Source organism: Pseudomonas sp. St316, assembly GCF_018325905.1.
Lineage (GTDB): Bacteria > Pseudomonadota > Gammaproteobacteria > Pseudomonadales > Pseudomonadaceae > Aquipseudomonas.
This window is the reverse complement of the sequence record NZ_AP021901.1, coordinates 5,995,759-6,017,454: the sequence shown is the minus strand read 5'-3', so window position 1 is coordinate 6,017,454 and position 21,696 is coordinate 5,995,759. Positions and strand designations below refer to the sequence as shown.

17 protein-coding genes and 2 tRNA genes are annotated in these 21,696 nt (G+C 60.8%); 15 read left to right on the top strand and 4 right to left on the bottom strand.

The window, feature by feature from the left end:
* Positions 1-424 precede the first annotated feature (424 nt).
* Positions 425-511: transfer RNA gene (locus tag KI237_RS26845), tRNA-Leu, on the bottom strand.
* A gap of 176 nt (positions 512-687) precedes the next feature.
* Positions 688-774 (bottom strand) — tRNA-Leu (locus KI237_RS26840).
* A 226-nt stretch (positions 775-1,000) separates the two neighbouring features.
* Between KI237_RS26840 and rnr the strand changes: the two genes are divergently transcribed.
* From rnr to KI237_RS26765, 15 genes are all read left to right on the top strand, one after another.
* Entirely contained in the window at positions 1,001-3,631 is a 2,631-nt protein-coding gene (gene rnr, locus KI237_RS26835; RefSeq protein WP_212797764.1) for a ribonuclease R, read from the top strand.
* Positions 3,628-4,383, top strand: coding sequence for a 23S rRNA (guanosine(2251)-2'-O)-methyltransferase RlmB (gene rlmB / locus KI237_RS26830; RefSeq protein WP_212797763.1), 756 nt, complete (start codon positions 3,628-3,630; stop codon positions 4,381-4,383). Before rnr ends, rlmB begins: the two co-directional genes overlap by 4 nt.
* Positions 4,384-4,688: 305 nt before the next feature.
* Positions 4,689-5,117 (top strand): 30S ribosomal protein S6, encoded by a 429-nt coding sequence (rpsF, locus tag KI237_RS26825; RefSeq protein ID WP_003186395.1) that lies wholly within the window; start codon positions 4,689-4,691, stop codon positions 5,115-5,117.
* Between the two features lie 28 nt (positions 5,118-5,145).
* Positions 5,146-5,376: a 30S ribosomal protein S18 gene (gene rpsR, locus KI237_RS26820; RefSeq protein ID WP_002551829.1), complete on the top strand. Its 231-nt coding sequence runs from the start codon at positions 5,146-5,148 to the stop codon at positions 5,374-5,376.
* Positions 5,377-5,412: 36 nt separating this feature from the next.
* Positions 5,413-6,303: a YybS family protein gene (locus KI237_RS26815; RefSeq protein ID WP_212797762.1), complete on the top strand. Its 891-nt coding sequence runs from the start codon at positions 5,413-5,415 to the stop codon at positions 6,301-6,303.
* A gap of 18 nt (positions 6,304-6,321) precedes the next feature.
* The gene (gene rplI / locus KI237_RS26810; protein WP_003197251.1) at positions 6,322-6,768 is read left to right on the top strand and encodes a 50S ribosomal protein L9; all 447 of its coding nucleotides are present in this window, start codon (positions 6,322-6,324) and stop codon (positions 6,766-6,768) included.
* 117 nt (positions 6,769-6,885) lie between these two features.
* Positions 6,886-8,283, top strand: a complete 1,398-nt coding sequence (dnaB, locus tag KI237_RS26805; RefSeq protein WP_135843431.1) for a replicative DNA helicase — start codon at positions 6,886-6,888, stop codon at positions 8,281-8,283.
* A gap of 189 nt (positions 8,284-8,472) precedes the next feature.
* Positions 8,473-10,773 (top strand): YgiQ family radical SAM protein, encoded by a 2,301-nt coding sequence (locus tag KI237_RS26800; protein WP_041475693.1) that lies wholly within the window; start codon positions 8,473-8,475, stop codon positions 10,771-10,773.
* Positions 10,774-10,969: 196 nt separating this feature from the next.
* Positions 10,970-11,890 carry an Ssp4 family T6SS effector gene (ssp4, locus tag KI237_RS26795; RefSeq protein ID WP_212797761.1) on the top strand — a complete coding sequence of 307 codons (921 nt, stop codon included), beginning with the start codon at positions 10,970-10,972 and terminating at the stop codon, positions 11,888-11,890.
* Entirely contained in the window at positions 11,887-12,093 is a 207-nt protein-coding gene (locus KI237_RS30660; RefSeq protein WP_249410669.1) for a hypothetical protein, read from the top strand. Before ssp4 ends, KI237_RS30660 begins: the two co-directional genes overlap by 4 nt.
* Positions 12,094-12,511: 418 nt before the next feature.
* Positions 12,512-12,967, top strand: a complete 456-nt coding sequence (locus KI237_RS26785) for a hypothetical protein (RefSeq protein ID WP_212797760.1) — start codon at positions 12,512-12,514, stop codon at positions 12,965-12,967.
* Positions 12,968-13,141: 174 nt separating this feature from the next.
* Positions 13,142-16,432 carry a transglutaminase family protein gene (locus KI237_RS26780; protein ID WP_212797759.1) on the top strand — a complete coding sequence of 1,097 codons (3,291 nt, stop codon included), beginning with the start codon at positions 13,142-13,144 and terminating at the stop codon, positions 16,430-16,432.
* A 199-nt stretch (positions 16,433-16,631) separates the two neighbouring features.
* Positions 16,632-19,118, top strand: coding sequence for a circularly permuted type 2 ATP-grasp protein (locus KI237_RS26775; RefSeq protein ID WP_212797758.1), 2,487 nt, complete (start codon positions 16,632-16,634; stop codon positions 19,116-19,118).
* Positions 19,118-20,011 carry a transglutaminase family protein gene (locus tag KI237_RS26770; RefSeq protein WP_212797757.1) on the top strand — a complete coding sequence of 298 codons (894 nt, stop codon included), beginning with the start codon at positions 19,118-19,120 and terminating at the stop codon, positions 20,009-20,011. The genes KI237_RS26775 and KI237_RS26770 overlap by 1 nt, the downstream gene beginning before the upstream one ends.
* 137 nt (positions 20,012-20,148) lie before the next feature.
* Positions 20,149-20,526, top strand: coding sequence for an NUDIX hydrolase (locus KI237_RS26765; protein WP_212797756.1), 378 nt, complete (start codon positions 20,149-20,151; stop codon positions 20,524-20,526).
* A gap of 73 nt (positions 20,527-20,599) precedes the next feature.
* Here the strand turns inward: KI237_RS26765 and KI237_RS26760 are convergent, their stop codons facing one another.
* Positions 20,600-20,788: a hypothetical protein gene (locus KI237_RS26760; RefSeq protein ID WP_057448273.1), complete on the bottom strand. Its 189-nt coding sequence runs from the start codon at positions 20,786-20,788 to the stop codon at positions 20,600-20,602.
* A gap of 68 nt (positions 20,789-20,856) precedes the next feature.
* Complete coding sequence (locus tag KI237_RS26755) at positions 20,857-21,444, bottom strand: cytokinin riboside 5'-monophosphate phosphoribohydrolase (protein WP_212797755.1); 588 nt, start codon at positions 21,442-21,444, stop codon at positions 20,857-20,859.
* Between the last annotated feature and the right edge of the window lie 252 nt (positions 21,445-21,696).

Below are 21,696 nucleotides of genomic sequence, written 5' to 3'. Positions count from 1 at the left end.
TGGGCTGGCCTCATCGCGAGCAGGCTCGCTCCCACAGTTGATATTCAGTGGATGCAGATTTTGTGTCCGACATGAATCCCTGTGGGAGGGCTTGATCGGGCGGCTGGGCTGGCCTCATCGCGAGCAGGCTCGCTCCCGCAGTTGATTTTCAGTGGATGCAGATTTTGTGTCCGACATGAATCCCTGTGGAAGGGCTTGATCGGGCGGCTGGGCTGGCCTCATCGCGAGCAGGCTCGCTCCCACAGTTGGTTTTCAGTGGGTGCAGATTTTGTGTCTGGCATGAATCCCTGTGGGAGCGAGCTTGCTCGCGATAGCGATTTCGGTGGCTCAGCTATTTTCGCGTCCGTTTCCGGGCCCCGGAAACGCAAAAACCCGCTTTCGCGGGTTTCTGTGATGTTCAAGGTCGCAACCTTGAAACTTGAATTGGTGCCCAGAAGAAGACTCGAACTTCCACGACCTTGCGGTCACCAGCACCTGAAGCTGGCGTGTCTACCAATTTCACCATCTGGGCAGCATCTTCAGCGTTGCCGCTGTTGATGTGGCGCACTATACGGAGCGCGTTTTGATCTGTAAACCCCTGTTTTTGTTTTAGTAATTGCCCAGCGCAATTCCAGGGGGCGAAAATGCAAAAACCCGCTTTCGCGGGTTTTTGTTGAGCCAGCAGGCCATTGACCTGTTGCTCGAAATTGGTGCCCAGAAGAAGACTCGAACTTCCACGACCTTGCGGTCACCAGCACCTGAAGCTGGCGTGTCTACCAATTTCACCATCTGGGCAATATCGGCGTCGTGTGTACGTCGTCGATGGCGCGCACTATACGGAGCGTCTTTTTAACTGTAAACCCCTGCCGAGAAAAAAACCGCTAAATTTCACGAGTGGTGCTTTTCCGGGCTTCAAAGGCAGGCCAAATGACGTTAGAAAAGCGATCGGATGCTTGAAATTTCCCGTTTCATTAAGCCTATGCCAAACTAACCCGCATATAGACAAGGTGAAAACTCTCTAATGGCCGATTGGCAGTCCCTCGATCCCGAGGCCGCTCGTGAAGCGGAAAAATATGAAAACCCTATTCCTAGCCGCGAACTGATCCTGGCGCATCTCGCCGATCGGGGTTCGCCTGCTAGCCGCGAGCAGTTGGTCGAAGAGTTCGGTCTGACCACCGAGGACCAGCTCGAAGCCCTGCGCCGCCGTCTGCGCGCCATGGAGCGCGACGCTCAACTGATCTACACCCGGCGCGGCACCTATGCGCCGGTGGACAAGCTCGACCTGATCCTGGGCCGCATCGCCGGTCACCGTGACGGCTTCGGTTTCCTGATCCCGGACGACGGCAGCGACGACCTGTTCATGAGCCCGGCGCAAATGCGCCTGGTGTTCGACGGTGACCGGGCCCTGGCCCGCGTGTCCGGCCTGGACCGTCGTGGTCGCCGGGAAGGCGTGATCGTGGAAGTGGTGTCCCGTGCCCACGAATCCATCGTTGGCCGTTACTTCGAAGAAGGTGGTATCGGTTTTGTTGTGCCGGATAACCCGAAGGTTCAGCAGGAAGTGCTGATTACCCCGGGCCGTAATGGCGCCGCCAAGGTGGGTCAGTTCGTCGAGGTGAAAATCACCCACTGGCCAACTGCGCGCTTCCAGCCACAGGGCGATATCGTTGAAGTGGTCGGCAACTACATGGCGCCGGGCATGGAGATCGACGTTGCGCTGCGCACCTACGACATTCCTCACGTCTGGCCCGAGGCTGTGCTCAAGGAAGCCGCCAAGCTCAAGCCGGAAGTTGAAGAGAAAGATAAAGAAAAACGCATCGACCTGCGCCATCTGCCGTTCGTCACCATCGACGGCGAAGACGCCCGCGACTTCGACGATGCGGTCTACTGCGAAGCCAAGCCAGGCAAGCTGCGCCTGTTCTCCGGCGGCTGGAAGTTGTTCGTCGCGATTGCCGACGTGTCCAGCTACGTGAAGATCGGTTCGGCCCTGGATAACGAAGCCCAGGTGCGCGGCAACTCCGTGTATTTCCCTGAGCGCGTGATCCCGATGCTGCCTGAGCAGCTGTCCAACGGGCTGTGCTCGCTGAATCCGAAAGTCGACCGTTTGGCCATGGTGTGCGAGATGACCATCTCCAAAACCGGCGAAATGACCGACTACCAGTTCTACGAAGCGGTGATCCACTCCCAGGCGCGCCTGACCTACAACAAGGTCAGCACCATCCTGGAAGCGCCGAAGACCAGTGAAGCCAAGGCCCTGCGTACCGAATACGCTGGCGTGGTGCCGCACCTCAAGCAGCTGTACTCGCTGTACAAGGTGTTGCTGGGTGCCCGTCACGTGCGTGGCGCGATCGATTTTGAGACCCAGGAAACCCGGATTGTCTTCGGTTCCGAGCGCAAGATCGCCGCAATCACCCCGACGACCCGTAACGATGCGCACAAGCTGATCGAAGAGTGCATGCTGGCGGCCAACGTGGCCACCGCGCAATTCCTCAAGAAGCACGAGATTCCTGCGTTGTACCGCGTGCACGACGGCCCGCCGCCGGAGCGTCTGGAAAAACTGCGCGCCTTCCTCGGCGAGCTCGGCCTGTCCCTGCACAAAGGCAAGGAAGGCCCGACGCCGAAGGACTACCAGGCACTGCTGGCCAGCATCAAGGATCGTCCGGATTACCATGTGATCCAGACCGTGATGCTGCGCTCCCTGAGCCAGGCGGTGTACAGCGCCGACAACCAGGGCCACTTTGGTCTGAATTACGAGGCGTACACCCACTTCACCTCGCCGATTCGCCGTTACCCGGACCTGCTCACGCACCGCGCGATCCGCAGCGTGATCCATTCCAAGCAGAACACCCCGCACGTCAAGCGTGCCGGTGCCATGACCATTCCGAAGGCACGGATCTATCCGTACGACGAAGCGGCCCTGGAGCAGTTGGGCGAGCAGTGCTCCATGAGCGAGCGCCGCGCCGACGAAGCCACCCGCGACGTGGTGAACTGGCTCAAGTGCGAGTTCATGAAAGACCGCGTGGGCGAATCGTTCCCGGGCGTGATCACTGCTGTGACCGGCTTTGGTTTGTTTGTCGAGCTGACCGACATCTACGTCGAGGGCTTGGTGCACGTCACCGCCTTGCCGGGTGATTATTACCACTTTGACCCTGTGCACCACCGCCTGGCGGGCGAGCGCACCGGTCGCAGCTTCCGTCTGGGCGACACCGTGGAAGTGCAGGTCATGCGCGTCGACCTCGATGAACGCAAGATCGACTTCGGAATGTCTGACAAGCCCGCCGAAGCACCGACTGGCCGTAAAAAGCGTGGCAGCGGGACCGCAGCGCCTGCGACCAAGGGTAAAGGTGCTCCTGCAAAAACCGCAGAGCCTGAGCCGGCCAAGGCCGGTCGCCGTTCGTCTGCCAAGGACAAGGCTCCCGAAGCCTACCGTCCCAGCGACGCTGCGGCGAAAAATGCTGAACTGCGCAAGAGCCGCGAGTTGAAGCAGCAGTTGATCAACGACGCCAAAAGCGGTGGTAAAGCGGCGTCTGGGGGAAAGTCCCACGGGGCGGAAAAGCCGTCGAGCAAGCCAAGTAAACACCGTAAAGGCCCGCCAAAAGCGGGTTCGGCCCCAGCGAAAAGCGGTGGGTCGCGCAAACCTAAGGCCAAGTCATGAGTCTGGAAAAAATCTACGGCGTGCACGCCGTAGAAGCACTGCTGCGTCACCACCCTAAACGTGTCAAGCAAGTGTGGTTGGCGGAAGGTCGCAGCGAGCCGCGTGTGCAAGCGCTGGTCGAACTGGCCACCCAAAACAAGGTTGCCATCGGTCAGGCCGAGCGTCGTGAAATGGACGTGTGGGTCGAAGGCGTTCACCAGGGTGTGGTTGCGGACGTAAGCCCGAGCCAGGTCTGGGGTGAGGCGATGCTCGACGAACTGCTCGATCGCACCGAAGGCGCCCCCCTGTTGCTGGTGCTGGACGGCGTGACTGACCCGCATAACCTTGGCGCGTGCCTGCGTTCGGCGGATGCGGCCGGTGCGTTGGCGGTCATCGTGCCTAAAGACAAGTCGGCAACCTTGACGCCGGTAGTGCGTAAGGTGGCCTGCGGCGCGGCGGAAGTGATTCCGTTGGTGGCGGTGACCAACCTGGCGCGCACCCTGGAAAAGCTCCAGCAGCGCGGCCTGTGGGTAGTTGGCACGGCGGGGGAGGCCGAAGTCAGCATCTATGACCAGGACTTGACCGGCCCAACCATCCTGATCATGGGGGCCGAAGGCAAGGGCATGCGCCGCCTGACCCGCGAGCACTGCGATTACCTGGTCAAGCTGCCGATGGCCGGCAGCGTCAGCAGCCTCAACGTGTCGGTCGCGACCGGCGTGTGCCTGTTCGAAGCGCTGCGCCAGCGCAGCGTCAAGGCGGTTGCGAAAAAGTAAGGCCCAAGCAAGTCCCTGTGGGAGCGAGCTTGCTCGCGATGACGGAGTATCAGTGCCAGACATGTTGACTGGTACGCCGCTATCGCGAGCAAGCTCGCTCCCACAATGCTTTGTGCAAGGGCAAGGATCGGCCATTGTTCAAATAATCACCAATTGCCTTGCGCCGTCCTCGACCCTTCTCTACAATTGCGCCCCTTGCTGTGATGGCAGGCACTTATGTGTCTAGCGTCCACAAGTCCATAAGTGTCATTCACTCCTTGTCTGACCGTTTTTGAGCGGCAGGCTACAACCCGTAAGGAGCATTCATGCGTCATTACGAAATCATCTTTTTGGTCCACCCGGATCAAAGCGAGCAAGTCGGCGGCATGGTTGAGCGTTACACCAAGCTGATCGAAGAAGACGGCGGCAAAATCCACCGTCTGGAAGATTGGGGCCGTCGTCAACTGGCCTACGCAATCAACAATGTTCACAAGGCTCACTACGTGATGCTGAACGTTGAGTGCACTGGCAAGGCCCTGGCCGAGCTGGAAGACAACTTCCGCTACAACGATGCAGTGATCCGTAACCTGGTCATCCGTCGCGAAGAAGCCGTCACCGGCCAATCCGAGATGCTCAAGGCTGAAGAAAACCGCAGTGAGCGCCGTGAGCGTCGCGACCGTCCTGAGCACTCTGACAGCGCCGATGGCGATGACAGCGATAGCGACAGCGACAACAGCGATAACGCTGACGAGTAATCCACGGACCTTTTAAGGAGCCAATCACATGGCACGTTTCTTCCGTCGTCGTAAATTCTGCCGCTTCACCGCTGAAGACGTGAAAGAGATCGATTACAAAGATCTCAACACTCTGAAAGCCTACGTATCCGAGACCGGCAAAATCGTTCCAAGCCGTATCACCGGTACCAAAGCTCGTTATCAGCGTCAGCTGGCCACCGCTATCAAGCGCGCCCGCTTCCTGGCCCTGCTGGCCTACACCGACAGCCACGGCCGCTGAGACCGGGCAGTCGACGAGTAGTAAGGGATTGAATGCATGCGCGCCTTAGCTGACTTCATCATGCGGGGACGTGTGCAGGCCACGTTGGTTGTGGCCGGATCCGCGGCGTTGCCGCTGTTGTTCTGGTTGAGTGCTGCCGCTGGGTGCCTTGTGCTCCTGCGGCGTGGTTCGGACGCCTTGAGCGTCCTGGGTATCGGGTTGCTGTCAGCGTTGGTGAGCTGGCATTTCCTGAAGGACCCGACAACACTCCTGGTGTTGCTCGGGGCTTGTGGCCTGGCGTTGGTTCTGCGCGCCGGACATACCTGGAACCGCGTGCTGCTTTGCAGCGTGGCCGTGGGGTTGTTGTGTGCGGTGAGCCTGGGAACTGTATTCAGTTCCTTCATCGAGTCACTGGCGCAGACGTTCGAGGACGTCCTGCCGCTGGCGATGGGTGGGGTCTACGAGACATTCTCGGCAGACCAGAAGGCGTTTTTCACCGCCATGAGCGCTCCGCTGATGATCATCTCGATAGCGTTATCGTCGCAGATCTTTAGCGTGCTGTGCCTGATTCTTGGGCGCTATTGGCAGGCGTCGTTGTATAACCCCGGTGGTTTCGGTCGCGAATTTCGCACCATCCGATTCCCCAAGAGCGTGGCGCTGTCACTGCTGGCCGTCATGTGTGTGGCTCCGTTTTTCGGGTTGCATGCACTGATCCTGTTGCCGTTGTGCAGTGTACCGCTGGTCTTCGCCGGCCTGGCCCTGATTCACGGGCTGGTGGCGCAGAAACGACTGGCCACATTCTGGCTGGTGGGGATGTACGTGACGTTGTTGCCTTTCATGCACTTGCTCGGTCCGTTGCTCGTGGTCATGGCCATCGTTGACAGCCTGATTGATTTTCGCGGTCGTATGGCGCCGAAAGACGCCGACAACGCGAACGGTGAAGGTTAAAAGTTAGAGGATTTTCACATGCAACTGATCCTTCTGGAAAAAGTCACCAACCTGGGCAACCTGGGTGACAAAGTAAACGTTAAGGCCGGTTACGGTCGTAACTACCTGCTGCCTTACGGCAAAGCCACCGCTGCGACCGCTGCCAACCTGGCTGCGTTCGAAGAGCGTCGTGCTGAGCTGGAAAAAGCTGCCGCAGACCGTAAAACCTCGGCTGAAAGCCGTGCTGCCCAACTGGCCGAGCTGGAAGTGACCATCACTGCCACCGCTGGCGACGAAGGCAAGCTGTTCGGTTCGATCGGTACTCACGACATCGCTGACGCACTGACCGCCTCTGGCGTTGAAGTTGCGAAAAGCGAAGTTCGTCTGCCGAACGGCACCATCCGCAACGTAGGCGAATTCGACGTAGCCGTGCACCTGCACGCCGAAGTTGAAGCCACCGTACGCGTTGTCGTGGTAGCAGCCTAAGCAACACCTGTCGGCTGGCACCCTCGGGTGCTTGCCGGTAACATCGGGCACGATCCTGTTTACAGGTCGTGCCCTTTGTCTTTCTGCAATTGCTGATTTTCATAACCAGAAGTGGCCATGAACGAAATCACCGCTCCCGAGCAATACGATCTGCAAACCGCTGCCCTGAAGGTGCCTCCGCATTCCATCGAGGCCGAACAGGCCGTGCTCGGTGGCCTGATGCTGGACAACAACGCCTGGGAACGCGTGCTCGATCAAGTCTCCGACGGCGATTTCTACCGGCATGACCACCGCCTGATTTTCCGTGCGATCGCCAAGCTGGCCGATCAGAACATGCCGATCGACGTGGTGACCTTGTCCGAGCAATTGGACAAGGAAGGCCAGACGTCCCAGGTCGGCGGCCTCGGTTACCTGGGCGAACTGGCGAAAAACACGCCGTCGGTCGCCAACATCAAGGCTTATGCGCAGATCGTGCGCGAGCGGGCGACCTTGCGCCAGTTGATCGGCATCAGCACCGAGATCGCCGACAGCGCCTTCAACCCGGAAGGCCGCACCGCCGCCGAGATCCTTGACGAAGCCGAGCGGCAGATCTTCCAGATCGCCGAGGCCCGGCCGAAAACCGGCGGCCCGGTCAGCGTCAACGACCTGCTGACCAAGGCCATCGACCGCATCGACACCTTGTTCAACACGGACAACGCCATCACCGGCCTGTCCACCGGCTACACCGACCTCGATGAGAAGACCAGCGGCTTGCAACCGTCCGACCTGATCATCGTCGCCGGCCGTCCGTCCATGGGTAAAACCACCTTTGCGATGAACCTGGTGGAAAACGCCGTGCTGCGCAGCGACAAGGCCGTGCTGGTGTACTCCCTCGAGATGCCAGGCGAATCGCTGATCATGCGTATGCTTTCGTCCCTGGGGCGTATCGACCAGACCAAGGTCCGTTCCGGCCAACTGGAAGACGATGACTGGCCGCGCCTGACATCGGCGGTCAATCTGCTCAACGATCGCAAGCTGTTCATCGACGATACCGCGGGTATCAGCCCGTCGGAAATGCGTGCCCGGACCCGTCGCCTGGTACGTGAGCACGGTGAGGTCGGCCTGATCATGATCGACTACCTGCAACTGATGCAGATCCCCGGTTCCAGCGGCGACAACCGGACCAACGAGATCTCCGAAATCTCTCGTTCCCTCAAGGCCCTGGCCAAGGAATTCAACTGCCCGGTGGTGGCGCTTTCCCAGTTGAACCGTTCCTTGGAGCAGCGCCCCAACAAGCGTCCGGTGAACTCCGACTTGCGGGAATCCGGAGCGATCGAGCAGGACGCCGACGTCATCATGTTCGTGTACCGAGACGAGGTGTATCACCCGGAGACGGAGCACAAGGGCATCGCCGAAATCATCATCGGCAAGCAGCGGAACGGCCCGATCGGTTTCATCCGCCTGGCATTCATCGGTAAATACACCCGCTTCGAGAACTTGGCGCCGGGTAGCTACAATTTTGATGACGACGAATAACCTGTGGGAGCGAGCTTGCTCGCGAAGGGGACAGCCCATTCAACGCATGTGCTGACAGTTACACCGCCATCGCGAGCAAGCTCGCTCCCACAGTGCGCCACCAATTTCCGACCATAGCCGTCGGAATTGGTTATTTTTTGTGCTATATTCCGCGCCCGCGATTTTTCATCTTTTATACCGGTTATCGACATGCAAGCAGCCAAGCCGTTATTTGACTATCCCAAGTACTGGGCCGAATGTTTCGGTCCGGCGCCGTTCCTGCCCATGAGCAGGGAGGAGATGGATCAGCTCGGCTGGGATTCATGCGACATCATCATCGTGACCGGTGACGCCTACGTCGATCACCCGTCGTTCGGCATGGCGATCATTGGCCGTTTGCTGGAAGCCCAGGGCTTTCGCGTCGGGATCATTGCCCAGCCGAACTGGCAGTCCAAAGACGACTTCATGAAGCTTGGCGAGCCCAACCTGTTTTTCGGTGTCGCGGCCGGCAACATGGACTCGATGATCAACCGCTACACCGCTGACAAGAAGATTCGCTCCGACGACGCCTACACCCCGGGTGGCATGGCGGGCAAGCGGCCGGACCGTGCGAGCCTGGTCTACAGCCAGCGCTGCAAGGAAGCCTACAAGCATGTGCCGATCGTGCTGGGTGGTATCGAAGCGTCGCTGCGCCGTATCGCTCACTACGATTACTGGCAGGACCGTGTCCGCAACTCGATCCTGATCGACGCCTGCGCCGATATCCTGCTCTACGGCAACGCCGAGCGGGCGATCGTCGAAGTCGCCCAGCGCCTGTCCTACGGCCACAAGATCGAAGACATCACCGACGTGCGCGGTACGGCCTTCATCCGTCGTGATACGCCTAAAGACTGGTACGAAGTCGATTCCACGCGCATCGACCGTCCGGGCAAGATCGACAAGATCATCAACCCGTACGTGAACACCCAGGACACCCAGGCCTGCGCCATCGAGCAGGAAAAAGGGCCGGTTGAAGATCCGAGCGAAGCCAAGGTCGTGCAGATCCTGGCAAGCCCGAAAATGACCCGCGACAAAACCGTGATTCGCCTGCCATCGGTGGAAAAGGTTCGTGGCGACGCGGTGCTCTACGCCCACGCCAACCGCGTGCTTCACCTGGAAACCAACCCGGGCAATGCTCGTGCGTTGGTGCAGAAGCACGGCGAAGTTGATGTCTGGTTCAACCCGCCGCCCATTCCGATGACCACCGAAGAAATGGACTACGTGTTTGGCATGCCTTACGCACGTGTTCCCCATCCGGCGTACGGCAAGGAGAAGATCCCGGCCTACGAGATGATCCGTTTCTCGGTGAACATCATGCGTGGCTGCTTTGGCGGCTGCACGTTCTGCTCGATCACCGAGCACGAAGGTCGGATCATCCAGAACCGTTCCGAAGAGTCGATCATTCGCGAAATCGAAGAGATCCGCGACAAGGTCCCAGGCTTCACCGGCGTCATTTCCGACCTCGGCGGCCCGACCGCGAACATGTACCGCATCGCCTGCAAGAGCCCGGAAATCGAATCCGCGTGCCGTAAGCCGTCGTGCGTGTTCCCCGGCATCTGCCCGAACCTGAACACCGACCATTCTTCGCTGATCCAGTTGTACCGCAGCGCCCGGGCCTTGCCTGGGGTGAAGAAGATCCTGATTGCCTCCGGCCTGCGTTACGACCTGGCGGTCGAGTCGCCGGAATACGTCAAGGAGCTGGTGACCCACCACGTCGGCGGTTACCTGAAGATCGCGCCGGAGCATACCGAGGAAGGCCCGCTCAACCAGATGATGAAGCCGGGCATCGGCAGCTATGACAAATTCAAGCGGATGTTCGAGAAGTACACCAAGGAAGCCGGGAAAGAGCAGTACCTGATTCCGTACTTCATCGCCGCCCACCCGGGCACCACCGATGAAGACATGATGAACCTGGCGCTGTGGCTCAAGGGCAACGGTTTCCGCGCCGACCAGGTGCAGGCGTTCTATCCGTCGCCGATGGCCACGGCGACCGCCATGTATCACTCGGGCAAGAACCCGCTGCGCAAGGTCACCTACAAGAGCGACGCGGTGACCATCGTCAAGAGCGAGGAGCAGCGCCGCCTGCACAAGGCCTTCCTGCGTTATCACGACCCCAAGGGTTGGCCGATGCTGCGTGAAGCGCTGACCCGTATGGGCCGGGCCGATCTGATCGGGCCGGGCAAGAACCAATTGATTCCGTTGCACCAGCCGGCCACCGACAGCTACCAGAGCGCTCGTCGCAAGAACTCGACGCCAGCCGGCAGCCACAAGGTGGGCAAGGAAACCACCAAGATCCTGACCCAGCACACCGGCCTGCCACCGCGCGCCAGCGACGGCGGCAACTCGTGGGACAAGCGCGAGCAAGCCAAGGCCGCGGCATTCGCCCGCAACCAGCAGGCCGCCAAGGAACGCAAGGACGCCGCCAAGGGCAAAGGCCCGAAACCGGCGCGCAAGCCTGTCGTGCCGCGCTGATCCTTGAGCGACAACGTAAAACGCCAGCCTCAGTGCTGGCGTTTTGCTTTCTAGCGAGGGTGCTGGCCGTTTGTTATCGTGGCGCCCGGCCATGCCCCGCAGTAGGCAAAAAACCTCTTGTGGCGAGGAGTTAAATCCCCTCGCCACAGTTCTGCCTTGGTCACGATGCACCCTCCGATTCTCAAGGACGATTCATATGAGCACTCCGTTACCCGGCATCGGCATGGACAACAGCCTCTCCCAGTTGATGGCCCGTCGCCGCATAGATAGCCAAATCAACCTGTCGCGCCTGTTCGCCGCCATTGATGCCGATCCAAGCATCGTTGGCGCGGGTGTGGTGTATATCGATGCTGAGTTCAATGTAGTGACTCTGCGTGAGTTCAAGCCGATTTGCAGCATCAAGCCCAAACGGATCATCTTGCGCGAGGCGCAGAAATATATAGCGCCGGAGCAATTTGCCCAGCAGGTACAGAGCAATCCACGTGAGTCGCGTCTAGTCATTGAGGCGGTGAACACGACACTTTCTTGTGCGGGAGCGGTAATCAGCTGGGTCGTGATTGCCAGTGGAACCATCCTGGTCCCGTTCAGTGCCGGAGCCAGTGGTGTGATGGTGGCAATTGCCTGGACAGCGGCGGGCGCGAGCAGCCTCCAGTGCGTCAATGGACTTGTTCGCACCAGCCTCGAAATTGCCAGCCCCCAAACGAATGACTGGCTCGACAGTGAGGCGTGGTACCAAAACGCCTCAATCGGCTTGGATGCCGCTTCGTTGGTCGGCGTGGGAGCCTCTGCGTTGACGACAATCAAAATGGTAAGGGTTGCCAAGGCTTCTACCGGTAAAACTCTGCGTGAGGTGCTGCGGGGCTTGAATCGACAGGAGCGGGCTAAGCTGACCAAGGAATTGTTGAGTATCAATGATCCTCGTTTGACGTCAAAAATGCTCAAGCTGAAGCAACTTGCCGGTGAGTTACCCAAGCGCTTCACGGCCGCCGAACTCAAGCACGGCACTATTACCCAAATCAAGGATTCGCTTGGGGCCGCTATCGGGCTGAGCGGGAGCGCCCTATCAGGCAATGTCAAGACTATCGCTATTGGCCTGTACGAAGAGTTTGATGAATGAACAACGAACTTACACTTCGAGGTTTCTTCCAAAGACATCTTATTGGGTTTATTGCCGGTATTTTTGCGGCTTACATTTCAGTTGCCTTGGCTATCTCGCTGGCTTTCATAACCTATTTCCGATCGTGGCCTCTAGCTCAAAGCGGTGCTTACATCATGCTGGGGGTGCAGCGGTTACGCTGTTGGTGGCGCACGGTAACCTGATGGTCCTTTGGGGGCGGCCGCGCTGGGTATGGTTGCTGGTTGGGGTGTTTGTTTGTTGTCTGGTGTTTGTACTGCCAATGATTGCCTACGCTCCCCATCGAGCGCTTTACGGCTTGGCGGTACTGTTCCCTGTTCTTGGCTTGTTGTTATTGCAAAGCGCAAGGCAGCGGGAGATGCGCCAGCAGCTCGTCGAGATTCGTCATCAGCGCGAATCCCTGAGGAAAGCTTTGAGCAGGTCCTCGCGAGAACAGCGATGAATTTGCGCGTGCACGTCCACACTGGGTGTGGCCATTGGCGGTGGTGTTGGGACTTTCCGTTACCGGCGCCGAGCCGCTATCGCCAAGCACAAATCCCGTTAGGCATCACCCGGTAACAGGCAGCGGACAATCGCCGTAGATCTATGTGGGGAAGTTGAATAATGGATCGAAAGTCTTCCTTGGGCGCTTTCCTCGCTCATTATTTTCCAACCTTCATCTGTGCTTTTTTTCTGGCCTGTTTCGCTTTATCCGCGTCGATTTCGTTGGCGTCGAGCACTTATTTTCGAGGCAGTCCGGAACGGGCGAAATATTCGTTTCTGGCAGCGTTGACGCTGGCCACAGTCCTGGCTTTGAGTCATTTTGTAATGATTCGAGGGCGGTCATGGGGTTTCCGGGTGATCGTCGCGTTCTACGTGCTTTGCTTCCTCACGGTCGTTCCCACTTATGGTTACGAGCCGCATCCCATCGTCTATATGACAGGTCTATTGTTTCCGTTACTAGGACTGCTACTGCTCAACAGCAAGCGCCACCGGGAAATGCGCAGCAAACTCGTCGACATCCGCCGCCAACGCGCGCTGATCATCCAGGCCGCCAAGGCTTCCCGCCCGCGTCGCTGAGTCGATTCACGCCGGTCGCGCCGCATTTATGTGCATTCCTTTACAGATGAATACGGGCATCGCGCGTTTTTAGTGCTCTACTGCCTTGAGTAGACAAAGAAAGTGTCCGGCCTGCCTGCATGGCATAAGTCTTGCGCCGCTTTCGATAACGCCCAGGCTCGCAGGAGGCACGTCGTGTCGATCCATGTCGCATTGCATCACGTCACGCATTACCGCTACGACCGCGCTGTCGAACTCGGCCCGCAGATCGTTCGCCTGCGCCCGGCGGCCCACAGCCGCACGCGGATTCTTTCCTATGCGCTGAAGGTTTCGCCCGAGCAGCATTTCATCAACTGGCAGCAGGACCCCCAGGGCAACTACCTGGCGCGGCTGGTGTTCCCCGAGAAAACCGAGGAGCTGCGGATCGAGGTCGATCTGCTGGCGGAAATGGCGGTGTTCAATCCGTTCGACTTTTTCCTCGAGCCCTACGCCGAAAAGATCCCGTTCGCCTACGCCGCCGATGAGCGCAAGGAGCTGGCGCCCTACCTGGAAACCCTGCCGCTGACGCCGAGGTTCCAGGCGTATCTGGACGGCATCGACCGCACGCCATTGCCGGCGGTGGATTTCCTGGTGGCGCTCAACCAGCGCTTGAGCGAAGACATCAACTACCTGATCCGCATGGAGCCCGGCGTGCAGACGCCGGAGCACACCCTGGAGCACGCGTCCGGCTCCTGCCGCGACTCGGCCTGGCTGTTGGTGCAGTTGTTGCGCAACCTCGGCCTGGCGGCGCGGTTCGTGTCTGGGTACCTGATCCAGTTGACCGCCGATGTGAAAAGCCTCGATGGCCCGTCCGGCACCGAGGTGGACTTTACCGACCTGCATGCCTGGTGCGAGGTCTACTTGCCCGGTGCCGGCTGGATCGGCCTGGATGCGACGTCCGGGCTGTTCGCCGGTGAAGGCCACATACCGCTGGCCTGTAGTCCCGATCCGTCCTCGGCGGCCCCGATCAGCGGCTTGGTGGAGCCTTGCGAGTGTGAGTTCAGCCACGAAATGTCCGTCGAGCGGGTCTGGGAAGCGCCGCGGGTGACCAAGCCTTACACCGACGCACAGTGGCTGGCGATCCAGGCACTGGGGCGCCAGATCGACGCCGACCTGTTGGAGGGCGACGTGCGCCTGACCATGGGCGGTGAACCGACTTTTGTCTCCATCGATGACCCGGACGGTGCCGAGTGGAACACCGCCGCCCTCGGGCCGGACAAGCGCCGGCTCTCCGCCGAGCTGTTCCAGCGCATGCGCAAGCACTATGCGCCCCAGGGGCTGGTGCATTTCGGCCAGGGCAAGTGGTACCCCGGCGAGCAATTGCCGCGCTGGTCGCTCAACTGCTATTGGCGGCGCGACGGGGTGCCGATCTGGCACAACAGTGCGTTGATCGCCGATGAGCAGGAGGACTACGGCGCCGATGGCGAACTGGCCGGGCGTTTCCTGGCGAGCGTTGCCGAGCGTTTGAAAATTCCCGCGCGATTCGTGTTTCCGGCCTACGAAGACAACTTCTATTACCTCTGGCGCGAAGGTGCATTGCCTTCCAATGTCACGGCCCAGGACCCGCGCCTGGAGGACGCCCTGGAGCGTGCACGGTTGCGCAAGGTCTTCAGCCAGGGCCTGGACAAGGTCATCGGCCAAGTCCTGCCATTGGCCCGTACCGCCAAGGGCGATCAATGGCAAAGCGGTCGCTGGTACCTGCGCGACAACCACTGCCGCCTGGTGCCGGGGGATTCGCCCCTGGGCTATCGACTGCCACTGGCGTCCCAGCCTTGGGTAACGGCGGCCGAGTACCCGTTCATCCATCCCACCGATCCGAACCAGGACTTGCCCGAGTTGCCCGGCACCGAGCAACTGGCGCGTCACGGCGAGCCGGCGGCCGAGCAGGAGCGTGTCCCGGAGATCGACAAATCCGCCGACTGGCTGACCCGCACCGCCTTCTGTGCCGAGGCCCGCGATGGCCGGCTCTACCTGTTCATGCCGCCACTGGAGCGGGTCGAGGATTACCTGGAACTGGTCAGTGCCATCGAGGCAACGGCTGAAGAGTTGCACTGCCCGGTCTTGTTGGAAGGCTACGAGCCGCCGAGCGACCCGCGCCTGGGCAATTTCCGCATCACCCCCGACCCGGGTGTGATCGAGGTCAACGTGCAACCCTCGGCGACCTGGGACGAGTTGGTCGAGCGCACTGAATTTTTATACGAAGAAGCGCGACAGACCCGACTGACCACCGAGAAATTCATGATCGATGGCCGGCACACTGGCACCGGCGGCGGTAACCATTTCGTGCTGGGTGGCGCGACACCGGCTGACTCACCGTTTCTGCGGCGTCCCGACCTGCTGCGCAGCCTGATCAGTTATTGGCATAACCACCCGTCGTTGTCCTACCTGTTTTCCGGATTGTTCATCGGCCCGACCTCCCAGGCGCCTCGCGTGGATGAGGCGCGCAACGACGCGTTGTACGAACTGGAAATCGCTTTCGCGCAAATGCCACAGCCCGGCGAGGAATGCCCACCGTGGTTGGTCGATCGCCTGTTGCGCAACCTGTTGATCGACGTGACCGGCAATACGCACCGTGCCGAATTCTGCATCGACAAGCTCTATTCGCCGGACGGCGCCACCGGGCGTCTCGGCCTGTTGGAGTTGCGTGCTTTCGAGATGCCACCCCACGCCCGCATGAGCCTGGCCCAGCAGTTACTGCTGCGGGCGCTGGTGGCGCGGTTCTGGCGTGAGCCTTATGCGCCAGCGAAACTGGCGCGCTGGGGCACCGAGCTGCATGACCGCTTCCTGTTGCCGCACTTTATCGAGCAGGATTTTGCCGACGTCATCCATGAACTGAACGCCGCCGGCTACCCGCTACGGGCCGAGTGGTTCGCCGCGCACCTGGAGTTCCGCTTCCCCAAGGTGGGCGATTACGCGGTCAGCGGCATCGAGCTGCAATTGCGCCAAGCCCTCGAGCCTTGGCATGTGCTGGGGGAAGAGGGCGCCGTGGGCGGCACCGTGCGTTATGTGGATTCCTCCCTGGAGCGCTTGCAGGTCAAGCTCAGCGGCCTGGCGCCGCAACGCTACCTGCTGACCTGCAATGGTGTGCCCGTGCCCTTGCAACCCACCGGCCGGGTCGGCGAGTTCGTCGCCGGGGTGCGTTTCCGCGCCTGGCAACCGGCCAACTGCCTGCAACCGACCATCCCGGTGCATGCGCCGTTGGTCTTCGATTTGCTCGACACCTGGATGCAACGTTCCGTGGGCGGCTGTCAGTATCACGTGGCCCATCCCGGTGGGCGCAACTACGACAGCCTGCCGGTCAATGCCAACGAGGCCGAGAGCCGGCGGATGGCGCGTTTCTTCCGTCTCGGACACACACCTGGGAAACTTCCGATACCCAGCCTGGCCATGGATGACGAGTTTCCGCTCACGCTCGATCTGCGACGTTTTCAGGGCGCCTCAACGTAGGCGCTGTGTAGGAGCTGTCGAGTGAAACGAGGCTGCGATCTTTCCCCAGACACTTGAGTCTGGAGTGAAAGATCAAAAGATCGCAGCCTCCGGCAGCTCCTACGGGGCTCGCCCCAGCGTCTGGTCACACTCCTCCACCTATCCGGGCGTCATGCGCTTGCGCTAGTCTCACCTTTTATTGCCGTCTGCCGAGCTTTCCATGCCTGACCTGCTTGACCGTTACCCGCTGACGACGGGCACCTATCACGAACTGTTGGACGACAACGGTGCGGTGCGTCCGCACTGGCGGCGGTTGTTCGATCAGTTGCAGCGCAGCACGCCGGCTCACCTGATCCAGCGCCAGGCGCTGCTGGCCCGGCAGATCCAGGAAAACGGTGTCACCTATAACGTCTACGCCGATCCGAAGGGCGCCGACCGGCCGTGGGAGCTGGACCTGCTGCCCCACGTGATCGACCCGCAGGAATGGAAACATCTGTCGGCCGGGATCGCCCAGCGTGCGCGGCTGCTCAATGCGGTGCTGGCCGACCTGTATGGGCCTCAGCGGCTGATCAGCGAAGGGCTGCTGCCGGCAGAGTTGGTATTCGGGCACAACAATTTCCTTTGGCCCTGCCAGGGCATCGCGCCGCCGGACGGCAGCTTCCTGCACTTGTATGCGGTGGACCTGGCGCGCACGCCCGATGGTCGTTGGTGGGTTACGGCGGATCGGACCCAGGCGCCTTCGGGGGCCGGTTATGCGCTGGAAAATCGCATGATCGTTTCCCGCGCGTTCCCCGAGCTGTATCGCGACCTGAGGGTGCGACACCTGTCCGGGTTCTTCCGCACCTTGCAGGAAACCCTGGCACGCCAGGCACCCAGCGACGGTGAGTCACCACTGGTGGTGCTGTTGACGCCGGGGCGGTTCAACGAAAGTTATTTCGAGCATCTTTATCTGGCCCGCCAGCTTGGCTATCCGTTGGTAGAGGGGGGCGACCTGACCGTGCGGGACGCCACGGTCTATCTCAAGACCCTCAGCGGCCTGCGCCGGGTCCACGCCATCATGCGTCGGCTCGACGACGATTTCTGCGACCCCCTGGAGCTGCGCACCGATTCAGCCCTCGGCGTGCCGGGACTGTTGGAAGCGGTGCGCCAGGGCCGGGTGCTGGTGGCCAATGCCCTGGGCAGCGGCGTGCTGGAGTCTCCGGGCCTGTTGGGGTTCCTGCCGAAGATCAATCAGTATCTGTTCGGCGAGGAATTGATACTGCCGTCCATCGCCACCTGGTGGTGCGGTGAGCCGCCGGTGCTGGCCCAGGCCCTGGAAAAGCTGCCGCAACTCTTGATCAAGCCGGCGTTTCCTTCCCAAAGCTTCACCCCGGTGTTCGGCCGGGACCTGAACGAGGCGCAGCGCGGCCAACTGGCGGCGCGCATGCAGGCTCGGCCCTATGCTTATGTCGCCCAGGAGTTGGCGCAACTGTCCCAGGCCCCGGTCTGGCAGGCCGAAGACGGGCACATCCAACCGCGGGCCATTGGCATGCGCGTGTATGCCGTGTCCGGGAAGGATGATTATCGGGTGCTGTCGGGTGGCCTGACCCGCGTGGCCGCCGAGGCCGACGCCGAAGTGGTGTCGATGCAGCGTGGCGGCGCCAGCAAGGATACGTGGGTGTTGGGCGAGCAGGCGCCCGGCGGTGAACAGTGGACGGCCCAGCGAACCGTAGGCGTCCACGACCTGGTTCGACGCGATCCGTACCTGCCTTCGCGGGTGGTGGAAAACCTGTTCTGGTTCGGCCGTTACTGCGAACGCTGCGACGACAGCGCGCGGCTGCTGCGGATCATGCTGGGGCGTTATGTCGATGGCGATGACCCGCAGGCCCTGGCGTCGGCGGTGTCCCTGGGCGAAAGCCTGATGCTGCTGCCTGAAGAGGGCGAGCTGCACGAGCGTTTGCTGGCGGCGCTGTTGGGGGACGATTGGTCGTTCAGCCTGCGCTCCAACCTGCAGCGCTTGCAGTGGGCGGCCTCGCAGGTTCGCGGCAAGCTGTCCCGGGAGAACTGGCAGGCGCTGGTGGAGTTGCAGCGCGAAGCGATGGAGCTGGAAACCGAGGAACCGGATTTCGGTGAGTTGCTGGATTTCCTCAATCGGCTAGTGATGTCCCTGGCGGCGTTGTCCGGATTTGCCTTGGACGACATGACCCGCGACGAGGGCTGGCGCTTCCTGATGATGGGCCGGCGCCTGGAACGCTTGCAGTTCCTCAGCAGCAGCCTGGCGGCGTTTTTGCGTAGCGATGCAGTCTTCGACCAGGCCGGGCTGGAGTGGCTGCTGGAACTGGGCAACAGCAGCATCACCTACCGTTCGCGCTACCTGGCGGTGGCGCAACTGATCCCGGTGATGGACCTGTTGTTGCTGGACGAACAGAACCCCCATGCGGTGCTTTTCCAGTTAAAGCTGGTGGCCCGCACGCTCAAACGCCTGAACGACGATTTTGGCGCACCGAAGGAAACGGCCTTGCCAGAATTGGTGACGCGTCTTTCTCGCTTTGACCTGCGTTGCCTGGAAAATCCCCTGTTTGGTGAAGCCAGTCTGCGCGCAGCGCTTGATGGGCTGGCCGACCTGTTGCAGGAAGTGGCCGATGTCGGTGGCCAGGTATCCGATCGCCTGGCCTTGCGTCATTTCGCCCACGTCGATGACGTCAGCCAACGCACGGTGTCCGTCTGATGAACGCTCGTTACCAGATCCTCCACGACACCCATTACCACTACGACAGCCCAGTGTCCCTGGCCCAGCAGCTTGCCCATCTGTGGCCGCGCGCCTGTGACTGGCAGCGTTGCACCGAACAGCAGTTGCTGATCAGCCCGGAGCCGACGACCCGTCGCGATGAGCAGGATGTGTTTGGCAACCCACTGACCCGCCTGGCCTTCGAGCGCCCCCACGACGAGCTGCTGGTCAATGCTCGCCTGAGCGTCGAGGTGCTGTCTCGCCCCGCACTGGACTTCAACCTGTCTCCGGCCTGGGAGTCGACCAGCAATGCGCTGACCTACAGCGGCCGGCCACTTGCGGCGCCATTGCTGCAAGCATGCCGTTTTCGTTTCGAGTCACCTTATGTGCACCTCAAGCGCAGCTTCGTCGAGTTTTCCGAGAGCTGCTTCCCGCCGGGGCGACCGCTGATGGTTGGCGTGCGGGCGCTGATGGAAAAGATTTTCGAGGAGTTCACCTTCGATGCCGAGGCGACCCAGGTGGCCACGCCGCTGGTGGAGGTGCTGGAGCGGCGGCGGGGCGTGTGCCAGGACTTTGCCCACTTGATGCTGGCCTGCGTGCGCTCTCGCGGGCTGGCGGCGCGTTACGTCAGCGGCTACCTGCTGACCCAGCCGCCACCCGGCCAACCAAGGCTGATTGGCGCCGATGCGTCCCATGCCTGGGTCTCGGTGTATTGCCCGGTATTGGGTTGGGTGGACTTTGATCCGACCAACAACGTCCAGCCGGCCCTGGAACACATCACCTTGGCCTGGGGCCGGGATTTTTCCGATGTGTCGCCGTTGCGGGGGGTGATCCTGGGGGGCGGCAATCATGATCCCGAGGTGCGGGTGACGGTGATGCCGCTGGAGCCATGAACACTGTGTAGAAATGTGGGAGCGAGCTTGCTCGCGATGGCGACTCTACAGTCAACATGTTCATTGACTGACACGACGCTATCGCGAGCAAGCTCGCTCCCACAGGTTGGGTGTCATATGAATGATGAGGTTTTCCCATGTTCCCGGTTTCCATCAAAGGCGTGCTGCAATCCCCCGAAGGCCTGGTCGTGCTGATGCTCAACGAACGGGACGAGTGGGAACTGCCCGGTGGACGAATCGAGCTGGGCGAAACGGCGCCGCAATGCCTGGCACGGGAGATCGATGAGGAACTGGCGGTTGAGGTGCGCGTGGAGGAGCCGCTGGATTCGTACTTGTTCGAGGTCATTCCCGGCAAGCACGTCTTCATCTCCACGTACCGTTGCCAGTTGCTGGGCGGTTTCGTGCCGATGATCAGCCATGAGCACAAGCAGATCGGGTTGTTCGAGCCGGACCAATTGCCGGCCAATCTACCTGCAGGCTATCGCCTGTCGATTATCAAGGCGCTGGGATTGTGAGGGCCGGCAGTGGGACTGCCGGCCCTGGACACGGAACCGGGGGGCCGGACTGGATCATCGGGCCCTGGGGATATCAGGCGTCGGGCGCCTGATCTTTCGGTGCATCAACATCATCTTCTGCCGCCACTTCGCCTTCGGTATCAGGAGTCAGTGCGGCTTCTTCTTCAGCTGTGGCTTTCTTGCGCTGCAGCTTTTCCTCTTTCTTCTGCTCCTTGGCCAAGTCTCTTTGACGTTTGGCGAAGGAATAATTGGGTTTGGCCATGGGCGATCCTCTGGGGTCGAAGGTGAGGTTGAGCGGCGCATATTCTGCCCTGTATCGGGGCCGAGCCGTTAGCTGGGTTTTTGTTCGGTCCACTTCGGCTGCACTGACGGTTGCCATTCGTCCAGCGCATCGAGCAGGTTCTGCGCTGATTCGCTCACTTGCAGCATGTCACGATGGGGCGCGCGGACGAAGCCTTCGCCGACGATATGATCGAGAAAACCGGTGAGCTTGCTGTAGAAACCGTTCACTTCCAGCAACCCCAGCGGTTTGCCGTGGTAGCCGAGCTGGCCCCAGGTCCAGACTTCGAACAACTCCTCCAGCGTGCCGAGGCCGCCGGGCAGGGCGATGAAGGCATCGCTGAGTTCGGCCATGCGTGCCTTGCGGGCGTGCATGCCGTCCACCACTTCCAGGCGGGTCAGGCCGCTGTGGCCGATTTCCTTGTCCTTGAGGCTTTGCGGGATGATGCCGATGACCTCGCCGCCGGCCGCCAGGGCCGCGTCGGCGACAATCCCCATCAGGCCGACGGCCCCGCCGCCGTAGACCAGGGTCAATTTCCGTTGCGCCAGCGCCCGGCCCAGGGCCTGCGCCGCTTCACGATACGCTGGATCGGTGCCGGTGCTGGCGCCGCAAAATACACAAACAGACGCGATGGACATGCTTTACTCCATGATCGGTAACCGATCCAGAGTAAAGCCTGGCCTGGGTTGCGCAAAGCGATTAAACCTCGCGTTGAGGCTTTTCGTAGGTACCACTGGCGCCACAGGCGTAGGCGGCGAGCAAACTGCATAACAGGCTGTTGAGGTTCATGACCGGTACTCCAGGGTGGGTATGGGGCCGATGATAGAGAGCCTTCATGCTTCTGACTGGTTGATTGTGTCCATCAGGTTGATAGCCTTAAGTTGTATACA

Excerpts from the sequence above, each read along its gene's own strand:
- KI237_RS26765 (WP_212797756.1), top strand. The coding sequence starts at position 20,149 with ATGTTCCCGGTTTCCATCAAAGGCGTGCTGCAATCCCCCGAAGGCCTG.
- KI237_RS26775 (WP_212797758.1), top strand. The coding sequence starts at position 16,632 with ATGCCTGACCTGCTTGACCGTTACCCGCTGACGACGGGCACCTATCAC.
- rplI (WP_003197251.1), top strand. The coding sequence starts at position 6,322 with ATGCAACTGATCCTTCTGGAAAAAGTCACCAACCTGGGCAACCTGGGT.
- KI237_RS26755 (WP_212797755.1), bottom strand. The coding sequence starts at position 21,444 with ATGTCCATCGCGTCTGTTTGTGTATTTTGCGGCGCCAGCACCGGCACC.
- KI237_RS26760 (WP_057448273.1), bottom strand. The coding sequence starts at position 20,788 with ATGGCCAAACCCAATTATTCCTTCGCCAAACGTCAAAGAGACTTGGCC.
- KI237_RS30660 (WP_249410669.1), top strand. The coding sequence starts at position 11,887 with ATGAACAACGAACTTACACTTCGAGGTTTCTTCCAAAGACATCTTATT.
- rnr (WP_212797764.1), top strand. The coding sequence starts at position 1,001 with ATGGCCGATTGGCAGTCCCTCGATCCCGAGGCCGCTCGTGAAGCGGAA.
- KI237_RS26800 (WP_041475693.1), top strand. The coding sequence starts at position 8,473 with ATGCAAGCAGCCAAGCCGTTATTTGACTATCCCAAGTACTGGGCCGAA.
- KI237_RS26815 (WP_212797762.1), top strand. The coding sequence starts at position 5,413 with ATGCGCGCCTTAGCTGACTTCATCATGCGGGGACGTGTGCAGGCCACG.
- rlmB (WP_212797763.1), top strand. The coding sequence starts at position 3,628 with ATGAGTCTGGAAAAAATCTACGGCGTGCACGCCGTAGAAGCACTGCTG.
- KI237_RS26785 (WP_212797760.1), top strand. The coding sequence starts at position 12,512 with ATGGATCGAAAGTCTTCCTTGGGCGCTTTCCTCGCTCATTATTTTCCA.
- rpsF (WP_003186395.1), top strand. The coding sequence starts at position 4,689 with ATGCGTCATTACGAAATCATCTTTTTGGTCCACCCGGATCAAAGCGAG.
- KI237_RS26770 (WP_212797757.1), top strand. The coding sequence starts at position 19,118 with ATGAACGCTCGTTACCAGATCCTCCACGACACCCATTACCACTACGAC.
- ssp4 (WP_212797761.1), top strand. The coding sequence starts at position 10,970 with ATGAGCACTCCGTTACCCGGCATCGGCATGGACAACAGCCTCTCCCAG.
- rpsR (WP_002551829.1), top strand. The coding sequence starts at position 5,146 with ATGGCACGTTTCTTCCGTCGTCGTAAATTCTGCCGCTTCACCGCTGAA.
- dnaB (WP_135843431.1), top strand. The coding sequence starts at position 6,886 with ATGAACGAAATCACCGCTCCCGAGCAATACGATCTGCAAACCGCTGCC.